This window comes from Glutamicibacter sp. X7 (assembly GCF_054889245.1).
The window spans coordinates 1098916-1112722 of sequence record NZ_CM142678.1; the positions used below are offsets into that span (position 1 = coordinate 1098916).

Below are 13807 nucleotides of genomic sequence, written 5' to 3' on the forward strand. Positions count from 1 at the left end.
AGATAACCATGGCTGATTCAGCCCGTGCCGCACGCCTGGCCAAGCGCGTGCAGGTCCTCATGGCACAGTCGTTGCGCACCGTCATCAAGGATGAGCGCATCGACAACGTGACGGTGACCGACGCGCGCGTCACCAATGATCTGCAGCACGCCACCGTGTACTACACGGTGTTCGGCGACGAGACGGCCAAGGCCGAGATCGCCGAGATGCTCAAGACGCGCTCCGGCGCACTGCGCAAGGAGCTAGGGCGTAACCTGACCATCCGGTTGACCCCAACCCTGGAATTCGTCGCCGACGAAATCCCGGAGAGCGCTTCGCACCTCGAAGAGCTGCTGGCCAAGGCCCGCGAGAAGGATGCCGAGGTCGCCGCCTTGCGCAACGGTAAGAACTACGCCGGTGAAGCCGATCCGTATAAGAAGGATCCGGTCGACGACGAGGAATAATCTTCGCCGACAACGAGCCCCCGTCGCTGTGTGCCCGCAAGGGCAGGCAACGACGGGGGCTTGTTCTTTGTGGCTTATTGGTTCGCTAGTCCTGTGCCGGTTGGCCGACGGAAGCCGGTGCATGGGCCAGTACCCAGCTCAGCAGCGGCGTGAGAATCAGGTAGAGCACGAGGCAGGCAACGGCGGCGATCAAGGTCGCCTGATAGCTGGCCATGGTCAACCCATAGAGCAGGGCCGCCGCCAGCAAGGTGAAGACTGCTTCCAGCGGTCCTGTCACCGACCGTCGCGCGGTCGCCCCGAAGAGCAGCGCAAGGCGCTCGATCGGCCCATCCAGCAACGCGAGCACCACGGTAAATACCAGCGCCAACAGCGGCGTCCAAGGCCACAAACTATCGTCAATCCCCGGAAACTGCGGCCAGAGCAAGGGCGCGGCGAAGCCGCCCATGGCGGGCAGTCCAATAAGGAGCAGTAGTAACGCCAAGTAAAGCGCCGAGGGGAGCCTTTTGCGTAAGTTGACCCGAGTCACGATCCTCCTAGGATTGTCGGCAGTAATTCTAAACTGCTGACAATCTATCAATAAGTGCTGGAGTCGACGAATACTAACCACTGATGAACCTCGGGTTTAACACGTCAATGACGAATCAGTGATGCGTAAGGTACCTTGTGTGACCATGAAATGTTTCTTCTCACGCGGATACACCACGTCTGGACTGGTGATGTTGGCGTCGCTCCTCGTGCTCGGTCTTGCACGCATGCTGAGCGAGTCCATGCGCGGGGTTTCGATATGGACGTTGTTGCTCTGCTCGGTGTCGATCACCGGGCTGTTTCAACTTTTCGACGCATTCAGGCGTATCCCCGCGGAGGCGCCACGGCAAGAAAAATGATGCTGTGGTAGGTTCTGGTGCATGGCCCGCATTTGAACACACATCATCCCAATTGTTCAGCTATCGAGCGGAATTGCCATGCCATCAGACCTTTTACAGCTGCGCCTAGATCCGAATCGTTCGCAGCCACAGCAACCGATGTCCCCGTACCTAACACCAGTCACCCCAGACCATGCCCCGGAACTTGCCGAAGCGTATCTGGGTGCTTATCCGCCCGGCGTTGCGGCAAACACCATAGCCGAAGCCAACGAGGAAATACGCGCCACCTTCGCGAACGACTACGGCATACTGCAATCAAGCTGGTCCTTCGCCGCGGTTGCTGTCACACAGGTCGTAGGGGCCATTTTGGTGGTCGAGCAGTCCATCTGGGATGCGGAGTTGGCCGGGCCCTTCGTCATTGACCTGTTTGTTGATAGAAGATATCAAGGTCAGGGGCGAGGCCGAGCGCTGCTGCTGGCGGCCAGCGAAACATGTCGACGAGCGGGGGAGCACAGTCTCAGTCTTCGCGTCGGGGAAGGCACCTCCCCGAGCGCCTATCGCCTCTACGACGACTTGGGATTCAGGCGATGGCACCACGAGTAGCTTGCGCAGCTACGGCCTATACCTATGCCTCGAGCACCACGAAGAGGAAGGCCAGGAACCGCGGATCTTCACGTCCTTCGAAAAGCTCGGGGTACTTCTCCCGAGCTCGGTCGGAGGGTGCAGGTTCCCCCAGATGAGTGATGCGGAAGCCCGCACTCACAAAGGAATCAACCATCGAAGATAACGAACGATCCCAGAACTCCAGCGTGGCCTCTTGCCCGTTCATCGACCAGTGCTCGGCACGGGGACGGGTGGCGAAATAGTTCGTCTTTACCCCCTGCTCGCGCTGGCCCAGCCAGCTGGCGAACGGGTGTTCTACCGACAGCACTAGGCGCCCCGAGGGTTTAAGGACACGCTTGAATTCGGCCAGTGGCCCACTCCAGTCTTCGAGATAGTGCAGGGCTAAAGAGCAGACCACATCGTCAAATTCACCGGTGGCAAAAGGCAACGGCTGCGCAAGATCTGCAACACGTAAGTCGACCTCCGCGCCGAGACGTTTTCGCGCAATTTCCAACATGCCACGGCTGCTATCGAAGCCCGCCACCGTGGCACCCCGACTGAGCAGGTCCGTGAGAATCGGGCCCGAACCACAACCGGCATCCAACACATGCCGACCGGAGACATCGCCGAGCAGATCCATCAGGGCAGGTCGGTTGTAGTACTCGTTGAGTAGGCTCGCGTCGTTCTCAGCCGCATAGCCTTCCGCAATCGAGTCGTAGGCTTCGGCGGTGGACCGCTGCGGGACTGCAGATGATTGATTCATGTGGTCAGCATCGCATAGCTGCACGCGCATGAGGGAGAACGACTCGAATCCTCCCTGCCGCAATGGCGGCACCTAACTAGCGGCGATCGATGAAAGCGCGCCTCCTTATTCGGTGTATTTCAAGGTCACGACGGTCTCTATCTGCACCTTGGCGCCAAGGGGCAGCGCGGCCGTTTGCACGGTGGTGCGTACGGGATAAGGGGTTGGAAGGAAACTGGCATAAACCTCGTTGATTGACTCAAAATCCGCATAATCGGTCAGATAGATGGATTCTTCTATGTCTGTCAAGGCGTAACTGGAGCTTGGTCAAATGTTGCTGAAACACTGAAGATCTTGAAAATTCGACGGACGAGATAGCGTTTGATGCATCGGCGGATCTCCCGATCAGTTTTCCCCTGAGCCTGACGCTTCTCGACATAGATACGTGTCTCTTCGTCATGAGTCATACGTGTCACCGCCGCCAAGTGTAGGGCAGCATTCAACGACCGATCACCGCCTCGATTAAGTCGGTGCCTGATCGTATTCCCGGACGATGCAGGAATCGGATTTACTCCTGCCAAACAGGCAAATGCCGCTTCATTGCGCACCCGCCCTTCATGGGACCACGCGACGAAGCATTTCGCTACGGTGATTGCCTTGAACCCGATTTCATTTAGTAAGGGTGCTGCTTCGCTGGCTTTGACCAGTTCGTCTAGTTGCTGCTCATTGGTCGCTAGGTGCTGGTCCAAGTCCATGACATGTTTGGCCAGGCGTACTGCTTCAGACCGTGCAATCCGCAGCGACAGCTCTTCTTCCCGCTCTCTCCAGCGGCTGATCTCAGTGATCTGGCTGCCGGTGAGCTTCTTGCGGGCATCAATCCCCAACTCGTTGCTGCGTACCAGGGCGTTTAGAGCGTTCATGGCCCTGGTACGGTCTTTCGCCATCGAGCTGCGTGCCGTGACGAGGATCCGTAATCCTTGGCGGATCCCTTCATTCAGCCGTGGATGGCGTAGCTTCTCTACCGGTAACGGCAGGGAAGCTGCCGCCATTCGGTGGGCGTCTAAAGCATCAGTTTTTCCCACGCCACGGTTCTGTTTCTTGCTCATGCGCGGTGCCTCGGTGACGGGGAATCCATGGGCGGCGACCGTGCCGGCAAGGATTGCCCCGTAGGTGGCGGTCCCTTCGATCACCCACAGGGTGTCTGCGTTGCCTTCGGTTCGTCGCGCGACCCAGGCGATGGCCCGGTTAATCCCAGTACTGGTCACTGGAAATGACTGCGTATCGAGCAACGCACCGTTGCTTGCGTTGATGATGGCGTAGACATGGTTGCGTGCGTGAGTGTCGACACCCACGACAAATGGATAAGAATGAGCGACGATAGGTTGTGCGGTCACCGTACTTTCCTTTCCTGGATTTTCTTGGTCGGCCGTGAACGGCCGGTACCAGTCCGGGTAAGGGTCACTACGGAACAGCACTGTGATGGGTCACGCCCCTAGAAAGGGGTGGACAATCTTCTGATCAAGTCACCGTGGTGGGCCGGATTGGTTCCGGCCGACCCACCCCGATCAGATGGACAGATCCATCGGATGACACCTTTCGGGTCAGCGTTTTAATGAGTCACATCCTCGGGGTGGGGCGGCTGGTTCTTATCCTGCCAGCTAGTCCCAGACCAGCTACCTCCATACTCACAATCGTTTTAAGGAGGCACGAAAAATCCAAACCGACCTCCTTGAGTAACTGTGCCAAATTCTGCATCATCTGCTCGGTCTGTGCACGGACATCGGAAGAAACCAGAGAGCCCGCGGCAGGGCACTGACCAATGATCCCCGCAGTGAAGCCGATATCAGCGAGCCGAGCAAGGTGCGAAAAGGGAGCATCCGATTGAAAGAGGTTTGGGCTGAAGTGATGGTTGATCATCAAAGTCCTTTTGCTGCGTCCGTGGTGAGTCGAGAACAGCCTATGCGGTTACATCGCTAATGGCTTGAACTGTGAAGCTACCCCGGGGTGGACCCAAAGCGAACCGCGTTGTCGAACGACTGAAATCTCTTGACAGCGACAGCACGCGGTCAGACAGTAGCAGTGAGACATGGCGTCATGCCTCGGTATATCGAGGAGGGGCACGATGGAAGATGCCGAACTTCAAGGAATATTTGCTGTCAAGCTGCCGGTCCGAGATCTCGCACGAAGCCGCCAGTGGTACGAACGAGTCCTGGACTTCGAAGTAGCCTACGAATTCTCCGATGCCGACGGCGTGGTCCGCGGTGTCGCCGGAAAAGTCCCGGGCTCCGGTCAGACACTCATAGGACTGCGGCAGAGCCCCCAGCATGCCAAGGCCGCCGACGGGTTCAACCTGGTAAATTTTGCCGTTCAAGACCATGCCGCGCTCACGCGCTGGGTCGCTCGGCTCGACCGCCTCGGGGTGAAGCATTCGCCCATTATCGATGCCAGTGTGGGATGGATTATCGTGCTCTCCGACCCGGACGGCATCGAGCTACACCTGTACACCCTGGAGAAACACGGAATCGACCAATCCGGCCGCCCCGGATATGGAACACCCACCGGAAAACACCGGGCCTAGAGGCTGTCCCGACGCGCCAACGGCGTGTTAAGGTCATGATGATCGTGAAGAACCTACAGGAGGTGAGCACCATGTACGCAGTATCGGCACAGGGTGCTCCCCGCCCGGCCACGATCCGGCGGCAAGCCTAGCCGCCACCCGGGAGCACCACGCAGCACATATAGCGAAAGGCATCTCCCATGAACTCACCATCTTCCACATCCAACCAAGCCGCGACGGAGCACGCCCTAGTACTCGGTGGTGGCGGCTCCACGGGTAACGCATGGTTGCTCGGCGTACTTGCCGGGTTCGCCGAGGGCGGCGTAGATCTGACCGGTGCCGCACGAATTATCGGCACCTCGGCCGGCGCCACCGCGGCCGCCCAACTGGCCGGTGCCACTCCTGCCGCACTCTATGAAGCCGCCTGCCAGCCAATGACAAGAAAGACGCCGCCGGGCAGCAGAGCCGCTTCTCCCACGCGCGGAACGGTCAATCTGTTGGCCGCCACGGATGAAATCATCGCCGCCGCCAACTCAGCGGCCGACATGCGACGTCGCATCGGAGCGATGGCGCTACAGGCAGCCCCGAGCAGCGACACGACAGCACAGCAACGGTGGCGCGCTACCGTAGCCGCCCGGCTCCCCGTGCATCGGTGGCCGTCCCACGAACTCTTGATTACGGCGGTAGACGCGGAGACCGGTGCCCCGAAGGTCTTCCATAAACAGAGTGGGGTGGACCTTGTTGACGCCGTGGCGGCCAGCTGTTCCAACGGCTTTGCCTACAGTATCGGGGCGCACCGCTACATTGACGGCGGCTACCGTCGCAATGAAAACGCGGATCTCGCGGCCGGATGTGCTCACGTGGTGGTGCTCGCGCCCTTTGCCGGGCGGACACGGCATCCACTGCCCTGGGCAATGCAACTCGATGCGCAGCTGGACGAGCTGCGCCAGGCTGGTAGCAAGGTCTTGACCATCTACCCCGCGGCCTCCAGCGCGCACCTGTTCGGGGCATCGGCCATGGACTATTCGCTACGCCCTCAGGCGGCGCGCGCCGGGTACACCCAAGGCTTAGCGCGGGCCGCCGAGTTCGCCGGCGTGTTCTGCTAACACTGAGGCGTCGCTGCGGCGTGGGGTCGGTCATGTCGTGAGTCACTCAAGGCGGAGCGGCGCCGATGCACGCCCTATACTGGAGGGCGTGAGTAAAGCCGGTCAGAACACGCAAGAACAGGCCTCGGGTCTCGTACTCGTCGACAAAGATCCAGGGATGACCTCCCACGATGTGGTTGGTCGTATCCGCAGACTGGCCGGGACTCGCAAGGTCGGCCATGCCGGAACCCTCGACCCCATGGCCACCGGTGTGCTGGTGATCGGCGTTAATAAGGCCACACGCCTACTGACGTACATCGTCGGGCACGACAAGACGTACACCGCCACCATCCGTCTGGGGCAATCCACCGTCACCGACGACGCCGAAGGCGAGATCACCTCGCAGCGGATTGCCGCGGCGGTCACCGACGAGGACATCGAGCGTGAGATCGCCAAACTGCGTGGTGACATCGAACAGATTCCGAGCCAGGTTTCGGCCATCAAGGTCGACGGAAAACGCTCCTATGCCCGCGTGCGCGCCGGCGAACAGGTAGAGCTCAAGGCCCGCCCGGTGACCATTTCCCGTTTCGACGTGCATGAGATCCGCCGCGAAGCCGGAGGCAAGGTGCTCGACGTCGACGTGACCGTCTCCTGCTCCTCAGGCACCTACATCCGCGCCCTGGCACGCGATCTGGGCGAAGCCTTGAACGTCGGCGGGCACCTGACCGCGCTACGCCGCACCGAGGTCGGACCCTACAAGATTCAGAACGCAAAAACCTTGCAGCAGCTGGCCGAGGGTTTCGAGGTCATGCCGTTGGAAGATGCCGCCGCCGCGCTCTTCCCGAACCGCACCGTGAGCGTCGACGAGGCCGTGGAGCTGTCCTTCGGGCGACCCATCGCCGCCTCACATTTGAGCATGGAGGTTCCCGCCGGGCAGCCGGTTGCCGCCTTCGCCCCGAACGGTGTGCTGGTGGCCCTGCTCGAGGACAAGGGCGATAAGGCCCGCACCCAGCTGGTCTTCACGGCCAAGTAGTATCCGCCAGCACCGCACCGCGACCCACCGAAAGGCCCGACCTTGTTTGCCCTCAACGGCTTCTTTATCGCCGGTACCGTCGTCTGCGCGGTGGCCGTGCTGCTCGGCGTGATCGCCACCATCATCCGGCGCTATCCGGACGATTGGGCCCTGATCGCCACCGGAGCCACCGAACTGTTCCTGGTGATCTACGGTGTCGCCGCGGCCATCCGGCAGGCCGGTGGGGAAGTAGTTCAGGGCGAGCTCTGGGAATTCTGGGGCTACCTGCTTACGGCGCTGATCATCCCGCCGGTCGCTTTCTTCTGGGCCGTGGCCGATAAGAGCCGCTGGGCCAATACGGTACTTGCCGTATCTGGGGCCATAGTCTTTGTGATGTTGTTCCGTATGGAACAGATTTGGAATGTAGGAGTAGCCGCATGAGCGAGCAGCCACGCAATTCGCGTATCGTATCCGCCGCCGAAGCCCGGCAAGGGGATAAGCTCAACAAACCGGGTCGGTCCACCGGACTGGGGCGCATTATCATCGCCGTCTATGGTATTCTGTCGCTCTCGGCCACCGTGCGTGCCCTGTATCAGATCTTCTTCCGCAACTTCTCCGAAGCCCCGCTGGCCTACAGCTTGTCGCTACTTTCCGGGCTGGTCTATATTTTGGCGACCTTCAGCCTAGCCTCGGCCAAGCCCGGCGCCTGGAAAGTCTCGGTCGGCGCGGTCGGTTTTGAACTGCTCGGTGTGCTGGTCGTCGGCACGCTGTCCTTCACTCACCCCGAACTGTTCGGCCATGACTCGGTGTGGAGCTACTTCGGCAAGGGGTACGGTTATGTTCCGCTGGTATTGCCGCTGGTCGGCCTGTGGTGGCTGTACCGTAACCGCGGTGAGCGTCAGCGCTAAAGAACGTGCGAGAATAAGCACGAGCAAATCATTCTTTCCCCAAAGAAGTCAGTAAGGATCACCGTGCACTATTGGAAGGGTCTTGACTCGGTCCCCGCAGACCTGAAGCCGTCGGTCGTGACAATCGGCAATTTCGACGGTGTACACCTGGGGCACTGCGAGGTTCTTGACCAGGTGGTTGAACAGGCCCGCCACCTCGGCGCTAACGCCGTGGCCATCACCTTTGACCCCCATCCGGCACAGGTGCACCGTCCGCAGAGCGCCCCCGAACTGATCATGGGGCTCGCCGACCGTATCGACACCCTCGCCGCAGTGGGCATGGATGCGGTGCTGATGATCGAATACACCCTCGACTTCGCGGAGAATACCGCCGAGGAATTCGTGCGTCAGGTGATCGTTGAGGCCCTGAAGGCTAGCTGCGTGGTCGTCGGCCACGATGTGCGCTTCGGCAAGGGGAACGCAGGGGACTTCGAGTACATGCAGCAGCTCGGCGAGAAGTACGGGTTTACCGTGATCGGCGTGGCCGACGTGGGAGATAAGCGCCGACTGTCATCGACCTGGGTCCGTGAAGAGCTCGCCGCAGGCAACGTCGAGGCCGCCGCCCGGATTCTGGGACGCCCGCATCGCATGCGTGGGGAAGTGGTTCACGGGGCCGCTCGTGGACGCGAACTTGGTTTCCCCACCGCCAACCTCTCCTCGGACGCCACCGGAATTATCCCCGCCGACGGCATCTACGCCGGCTGGTTGGTGGACGAGGCCGACGTGCGGTGGCCCGCGGCGATATCCGTAGGCTCGAACCCAACCTTCGACGGCGTCTCACGCGTGGTCGAGGCCCATGTCATCGACCGGCCGGACGAGGGAGTCGAAGACTTCGACCTCTACGGCCAGCAGGTCATCGTCGAATTCGTCAAGCACTTGCGCCCGATGGTGGCCTACCAGGGGATTGAAGCCCTGGTCGAACAGATGACCACGGATGTGAAACAAGCCCGCGACGTGCTGAGCAAGGTGTCCTAGTGGCAGAAATCCCGCCACTGCCACGGCAAGCGTTCGGGCTCAGCGCCGCACAGCGCACCCACCATTCGGCGGCATTCCTAGCCGGGGCGGACCAGTACGACAAGGTGCGCCCGCGCTACCCCGAGGCCGCGGTGGACTTCGCAGTGGAGGGTTTGACCGGGCCCGCGGCAGATATCGGGTGTGGCAGCGGGATTTTCACCGCCCAACTTGTCGCTCGGGGACTGCAGGTCACGGCCGTCGACCCGTCGCAGGATATGCTCGACGTTTTGGCGCAACGGTGTCCTGGTCTCGCGCTCGTACGGGCCGGAGGGGAATCCACCGGGCTGCCGGAGCGCAGCTTCGAGCTGATCAGCTACGCGCAGGCCTGGCATTGGGTCGATGCCCCCGCCGCCAGCGCGGAAGCGGCACGGCTCCTAGTCCCCGGCGGACGGCTCGTGTTGCTGTGGAACCAGCTGGATGTTCAGGTGCCGTGGGTACACCGCCTGGCACGGATCATGCACGCCGGAGACGTTCACCGGCCAGAGCTCGCACCGACCCTCGGAGCCGAGTTCATCGGGCTCGAACAGGGACTGTGGCACTGGGAGTGGACGCTGACCTTGGGCGATGTCGTGGAGCTGACCAAGTCGCGGAGCTACTATCGACAGGCCACCGAGAGCACCCGGAAGAAAGTCGAAGCCAACCTGCACTGGTACTGGTGCGAACACCTAGGCCATGACGTGGACGAACCCGTGGCCGTTCCGCACCTCTCCCATGCTTGGCGCTCCTGGCGCCGCGAGATCCCGGGGTGTTAGCTTCCCGACAGAAGCGCCGACTCGCGCCGTTGCGCGGGGGAAAATGATAGACTAGTCAACGGTCTACGCTGCAGTCCGCGGTTGCGTGGGCCCGGTTCCCTTCTTCGGGAGGTTGACTGGTTCGTGAAACGCGGTCCAACTCTAGGAGTTTGTTATGGCATTGGATGCCGCAGTCAAGCAGGAAATCATCAAGGCTTACGCCACCCACGAGGGTGACACCGGTTCGCCTGAGGTTCAGATCGCCGTCATGTCCCGCCGTATTTCGGACCTGACCGAGCACCTGAAGATGCACAAGCACGATCACCACACCCGCCGCGGCCTGATGGCTCTGGTTGGTCGTCGTCGTCGTATGCTCAGCTACCTCAAGGACACCGACATCGAGCGTTACCGTTCGCTGATCGAGCGTCTGGGCCTGCGCAAGTAGTCCCACGATGGTGTGCGAAACCCCGGTTCCCTTTCGAGGGAGCCGGGGTTTCTGCTATCCAGAGTCCAGTACGTTGCGCAAAATTTGTACCGGATACGGTTAGGGCACCTGCGGGCCTTGGCGTGATTCTGCAGGATAGGCTTCGACGCTTCGAGTCTCGGCTCTGAGCCCCGAAACGACTTACGCATCATGTGCGTTTTCCAGACGTGCGCTTCTGTATGAAATGTCGGGCCGTAGGCATGACTCCGGCGGAACCGATACCGTGCTGATTTTGCCCAACCCGTTCGACTACCGCGCTGCCGTCTACAACGAAGCGCTGGCTACTCCACCGAAACCAGATGGATGCTCGCCACTGACTCTGCGGTGCTCAAATCAGCCTCCGAGGACCATGCCTGCGGCCTTCTCGCCGATTAAGATCGCTGGCGCATTTGTGTTGCCCGTGGTGACCAGTGGCATGACTGAAGCATCGGCGACGCGTACGCCTTGCACACCATGAACACGCAAAGTGGTCGGATCGGTGACGGCCGCATCGTCTACGCCCATCTTGCAGGTGCCAACTTGGTGGTGATACGTGACCACCGTATTGCGCACATACTCTTCCAGTTCGTCATCGCTGACCTCCGGGCCCGGGTAAATTTCGGTGGGCTTGAACTTGGCCACGGCTTGGGAACGACCAATCTCTCGGCACTGTTTGACCGAGAAGACCAACGCGTCTAGATCTTGTTGCTCGGCCAACGCAGCGATATCTACGTTCAGGCCGTCTGCCGGATCCGAGCTCTTGAGCGTCAGTTCGCCCCGGCTAGCTGGACGTACCAGACCTCCGAGCAATGAGAACCCGTTATCTGGACCGATCATTTCTGGAACGACCTGTTGCGAATACATGGGTACGGAAAACAGGATGGGTTGGGTATCCGGCACGGGAAGGTCAGGCCGGCTCTTGGTGAAGAAGTGAACTTCAGCAGGGGCCACCGGCCCGATCTCGATTGGTCCCACACCCGAGGTGAGGATAACCGGCGAAAGTAGGTGATCGTGCAGGTTTTTCCCCACGCCAGGCAGATCGTGGGTGACTTCAATACCCAGCGCCTCGAGTTCGGAGGCAGGACCAATCCCGGAGCGCAAGAGGATTTCGGGAGAGTTCAAAGCGCCCGCACACAGGATCGTTTCGGTTGCTGCAATGGATTTGATCTCTCCTTCGTGAAGGTATTCGGCGCCGGTGGCACGCGTGCCGTCCATGAGTAGGCGGGTCACCCGGGCGTTGGTGATAATGCCCAGGTTCTCTGCGTCGGCAACGGGCTTCAAGTAGGAATGCCAAGTGTTGTAGCGTAGCCCATCGCGAATAGTTAGCTGCATCCAGGCCACGCCTTCCACGTCGCCTGAGTTATAGTCCGGATTGAATGGGATTCCGGTTTCTAGGGCACCGTCGAGCATGGCCTGCTGAATTGGTGCATGCTCAAAATCCTGCACTACGTCCTGAAGCCCAGAATCACCGTGTAGCGCGGATGCACCGCGATCGAAGTTTTCTATGCTCTTGAAAACTGGCAGAACTTCGTCCCAGCTCCAGCCCTGGCATCCAAGCTCTGCCCACGTGTCATAGTCCCACTTGTCGCCACGAACCCAGATACTCGCGTTGAGCGCGTGGCTACCGCCCATGACCTTGCCACGCGGGATATGGAGTCGGCGGTTGTTAGCGCCTGGCTGGGGAATGGTGTAGTAATCCCAGTCGTTCTCGCTATGCCACAGTAGGCCCAGAGTGTTCAGGTGCTTGATGTTCGGGTTCGTGTCATCGCCGCCGGCTTCCAAAAGCGCCACGCTTGCCCCGGAATCAATCAGACGGCGAGCCAACACGTTGCCGGCCGACCCGGCACCGATGACGAGGTAGTCAAATTGATCGTTACTCATGTCTTGTCCCTTGTTGGTGAATTGAGTCTAGTAGCTGATAACTTGTGGCTGGCCTAGTTGCTTGAGCCCTTCAACGCCGAATTCGACGCCGTAGCCGGACTGCTTGGCACCGCCAAACGGCATGCGTGGGTCAATGGCGCCATGCTTATTGATCCAGACGGTACCGGCCTGCAAACGAGCCGCGATTTCACCGGCCTTGGCCCTGTCCGAAGACCAGACCGAGGCACCCAGACCCACCTCCAGACCATTGGCCATCTCAATGGCTTCCTCTACAGTGGAGTACTTGATGATCGGCAGAGCCGGGCCGAACTGTTCCTTGACCACTAATGGGCTATCGTTCGAGATGTCGCACACCAACGTGGTCGGATAGAAGTTGCCGGGCTGCTCTGCTACCGGGTTGCCGCCGATCAGGATGGTGGCTCCGTCACTGCGGGCCTCGTCGACAAGACCGGCCACGATGTTGAACTGGTTCCTATTTTGCAGAGGGCCAAGCACATTGTTCTCATCACGGCCCATGCCCATCGGCATCTGGCCAGCTATCGTCACGAGCTCTTGACACACTTGATCGTAAATGGACTCTGGAACATACAGACGCTTGAGTGCGGCACAGGTCTGACCGGTGTTAATGAAGGCGCCCCAGAATAGATCGGTAGCGATGGACTTCGGGTCTACGTCGTCCAGCACGATGCCAGCATCGTTGCCACCCAGTTCCAGCGTCACGCGCTTCACGGTATCCGCGGCGGCTTTGGCGATGGCTTTGCCGGTAGCGACAGACCCGGTGAACATGATTTTGTCGATGCCAGGGTGGTTGCTGATGGCCTCACCGACTTCACGGTCACCGGCGACGACGTGCAAAACCTCCTTCGGCACGGCGTAATGCAATACCTTCACAAGGGCTAGGACCGACAGCGGTGTGTATTCGCTCGGCTTGACTACGACGGTATTGCCCATGCGAAGAGCTGGAGCAATCTGCCAGATGGAGATCATCATTGGCCAGTTCCAAGGGCCGATGGCGCCTACGACGCCTAACGGACGGTAGTGCAGTTCTGCATGAGCGGAATCGTCATCCACCAGAACCTCGGGTTCCATGGAAAAGGACGCGGTGGCCCGAAGCCATCCTATGCAGGCGCTGACCTCGAAGCGTGCATTGGGACCGTTCAATGGTTTGCCCTGTTCGCGCGAGAGAATATCGGCCAGGACCTCGGCGTTGGCCTCGATGGCATCGGCTGCTGCATTGAGTACGGCCGAACGATCCGCGTGGCTCTTTGCACCCCACGCTGGTTGTGCGACGCGGGCTAAGGCGACCGCCTTGTCCAAATCGGCGGCGGTGTGTTCCGGCGCGTTGCCGATGAAATCCCCAGTGGCGGGGTCCGTGATGGGGCGGCCTGAAGCGGAGGTTATGGTAGCGAGGAGGTCCTGAGATGTGGCGAATGTGGTGGACACGAAGTCGCTCCTTTGTGGTCAGG

The 13807-nt window shown here is 60.4% G+C and carries 17 protein-coding genes; 10 read left to right on the forward strand and 7 right to left on the reverse strand.

Annotated features, from left to right (window positions below):
- Window positions 1-8 precede the first annotated feature (8 nt).
- Window positions 9-443: a 30S ribosome-binding factor RbfA gene (rbfA, locus tag ACYU0X_RS05370; RefSeq protein WP_461902345.1), complete on the forward strand. Its 435-nt coding sequence runs from the start codon at window positions 9-11 to the stop codon at window positions 441-443.
- A gap of 85 nt (window positions 444-528) precedes the next feature.
- On the opposite strand, the gene ACYU0X_RS05375 is transcribed toward rbfA, so the two are convergent.
- Complete coding sequence (locus ACYU0X_RS05375) at window positions 529-969, reverse strand: hypothetical protein (protein WP_461902346.1); 441 nt, start codon at window positions 967-969, stop codon at window positions 529-531.
- A gap of 436 nt (window positions 970-1405) precedes the next feature.
- Here ACYU0X_RS05375 and ACYU0X_RS05380 point away from each other — a divergent pair, with 436 nt between their 5' ends.
- Window positions 1406-1909: a GNAT family N-acetyltransferase gene (locus tag ACYU0X_RS05380; RefSeq protein WP_461902347.1), complete on the forward strand. Its 504-nt coding sequence runs from the start codon at window positions 1406-1408 to the stop codon at window positions 1907-1909.
- Between the two features lie 22 nt (window positions 1910-1931).
- Here the strand turns inward: ACYU0X_RS05380 and ACYU0X_RS05385 are convergent, their stop codons facing one another.
- The 4 genes from ACYU0X_RS05385 to ACYU0X_RS05400 all read right to left on the reverse strand — a co-directional run bounded on the left by ACYU0X_RS05385 (window position 1932) and on the right by ACYU0X_RS05400 (window position 4568).
- Window positions 1932-2672: a class I SAM-dependent methyltransferase gene (locus tag ACYU0X_RS05385; RefSeq protein WP_461902348.1), complete on the reverse strand. Its 741-nt coding sequence runs from the start codon at window positions 2670-2672 to the stop codon at window positions 1932-1934.
- Between the two features lie 105 nt (window positions 2673-2777).
- Complete coding sequence (locus tag ACYU0X_RS05390) at window positions 2778-2960, reverse strand: RidA family protein (protein WP_461902349.1); 183 nt, start codon at window positions 2958-2960, stop codon at window positions 2778-2780.
- Window positions 2957-4045 (reverse strand): IS110 family RNA-guided transposase, encoded by a 1089-nt coding sequence (locus ACYU0X_RS05395; protein ID WP_461900339.1) that lies wholly within the window; start codon window positions 4043-4045, stop codon window positions 2957-2959. Before ACYU0X_RS05395 ends, ACYU0X_RS05390 begins: the two co-directional genes overlap by 4 nt.
- Window positions 4046-4268: 223 nt before the next feature.
- Complete coding sequence (locus ACYU0X_RS05400) at window positions 4269-4568, reverse strand: Rid family hydrolase (protein ID WP_461902350.1); 300 nt, start codon at window positions 4566-4568, stop codon at window positions 4269-4271.
- Between the two features lie 205 nt (window positions 4569-4773).
- On the opposite strand from ACYU0X_RS05400, the gene ACYU0X_RS05405 reads away from it, so the two are divergent.
- From ACYU0X_RS05405 to rpsO, 8 genes are all read left to right on the forward strand, one after another.
- Complete coding sequence (locus ACYU0X_RS05405; protein ID WP_461902351.1) at window positions 4774-5229, forward strand: VOC family protein; 456 nt, start codon at window positions 4774-4776, stop codon at window positions 5227-5229.
- A 179-nt stretch (window positions 5230-5408) separates the two neighbouring features.
- Window positions 5409-6314, forward strand: a complete 906-nt coding sequence (locus ACYU0X_RS05410; protein WP_461902352.1) for a patatin-like phospholipase family protein — start codon at window positions 5409-5411, stop codon at window positions 6312-6314.
- Window positions 6315-6402: 88 nt separating this feature from the next.
- The gene (gene truB, locus ACYU0X_RS05415; RefSeq protein WP_459274597.1) at window positions 6403-7326 is read left to right on the forward strand and encodes a tRNA pseudouridine(55) synthase TruB; all 924 of its coding nucleotides are present in this window, start codon (window positions 6403-6405) and stop codon (window positions 7324-7326) included.
- Window positions 7327-7368: 42 nt separating this feature from the next.
- Window positions 7369-7746, forward strand: a complete 378-nt coding sequence (locus tag ACYU0X_RS05420) for a hypothetical protein (RefSeq protein ID WP_309408143.1) — start codon at window positions 7369-7371, stop codon at window positions 7744-7746.
- The gene (locus ACYU0X_RS05425; RefSeq protein ID WP_461902353.1) at window positions 7743-8213 is read left to right on the forward strand and encodes a hypothetical protein; all 471 of its coding nucleotides are present in this window, start codon (window positions 7743-7745) and stop codon (window positions 8211-8213) included. Before ACYU0X_RS05420 ends, ACYU0X_RS05425 begins: the two co-directional genes overlap by 4 nt.
- 63 nt (window positions 8214-8276) lie before the next feature.
- Window positions 8277-9227, forward strand: a complete 951-nt coding sequence (locus tag ACYU0X_RS05430) for a bifunctional riboflavin kinase/FAD synthetase (protein WP_461902354.1) — start codon at window positions 8277-8279, stop codon at window positions 9225-9227.
- Window positions 9227-10018, forward strand: coding sequence for a class I SAM-dependent methyltransferase (locus tag ACYU0X_RS05435; protein ID WP_461902355.1), 792 nt, complete (start codon window positions 9227-9229; stop codon window positions 10016-10018). Before ACYU0X_RS05430 ends, ACYU0X_RS05435 begins: the two co-directional genes overlap by 1 nt.
- A 154-nt stretch (window positions 10019-10172) precedes the next feature.
- Window positions 10173-10442, forward strand: coding sequence for a 30S ribosomal protein S15 (gene rpsO / locus ACYU0X_RS05440; protein WP_459274593.1), 270 nt, complete (start codon window positions 10173-10175; stop codon window positions 10440-10442).
- 372 nt (window positions 10443-10814) lie between these two features.
- Here rpsO and ACYU0X_RS05445 read toward each other — a convergent pair whose 3' ends face one another.
- Both ACYU0X_RS05445 and ACYU0X_RS05450 read right to left on the reverse strand, forming a co-directional pair.
- Entirely contained in the window at window positions 10815-12341 is a 1527-nt protein-coding gene (locus tag ACYU0X_RS05445) for a GMC family oxidoreductase (RefSeq protein WP_461902356.1), read from the reverse strand.
- 27 nt (window positions 12342-12368) lie between these two features.
- A complete protein-coding gene (locus tag ACYU0X_RS05450; protein WP_461902357.1) occupies window positions 12369-13784 on the reverse strand; it encodes an aldehyde dehydrogenase family protein in 1416 nt (471 codons plus the stop codon).
- Between the last annotated feature and the right edge of the window lie 23 nt (window positions 13785-13807).

Bases quoted from the DNA above. Each gene is read 5' to 3' on its own strand.
- ACYU0X_RS05410 (WP_461902352.1), top strand. From the start codon at position 5,409: ATGAACTCACCATCTTCCACATCCAACCAAGCCGCGACGGAGCACGCC.
- ACYU0X_RS05445 (WP_461902356.1), bottom strand. From the start codon at position 12,341: ATGAGTAACGATCAATTTGACTACCTCGTCATCGGTGCCGGGTCGGCC.
- ACYU0X_RS05385 (WP_461902348.1), bottom strand. From the start codon at position 2,672: ATGAATCAATCATCTGCAGTCCCGCAGCGGTCCACCGCCGAAGCCTAC.
- ACYU0X_RS05400 (WP_461902350.1), bottom strand. From the start codon at position 4,568: ATGATCAACCATCACTTCAGCCCAAACCTCTTTCAATCGGATGCTCCC.
- rbfA (WP_461902345.1), top strand. From the start codon at position 9: ATGGCTGATTCAGCCCGTGCCGCACGCCTGGCCAAGCGCGTGCAGGTC.
- ACYU0X_RS05380 (WP_461902347.1), top strand. From the start codon at position 1,406: ATGCCATCAGACCTTTTACAGCTGCGCCTAGATCCGAATCGTTCGCAG.
- ACYU0X_RS05405 (WP_461902351.1), top strand. From the start codon at position 4,774: ATGGAAGATGCCGAACTTCAAGGAATATTTGCTGTCAAGCTGCCGGTC.
- ACYU0X_RS05425 (WP_461902353.1), top strand. From the start codon at position 7,743: ATGAGCGAGCAGCCACGCAATTCGCGTATCGTATCCGCCGCCGAAGCC.
- rpsO (WP_459274593.1), top strand. From the start codon at position 10,173: ATGGCATTGGATGCCGCAGTCAAGCAGGAAATCATCAAGGCTTACGCC.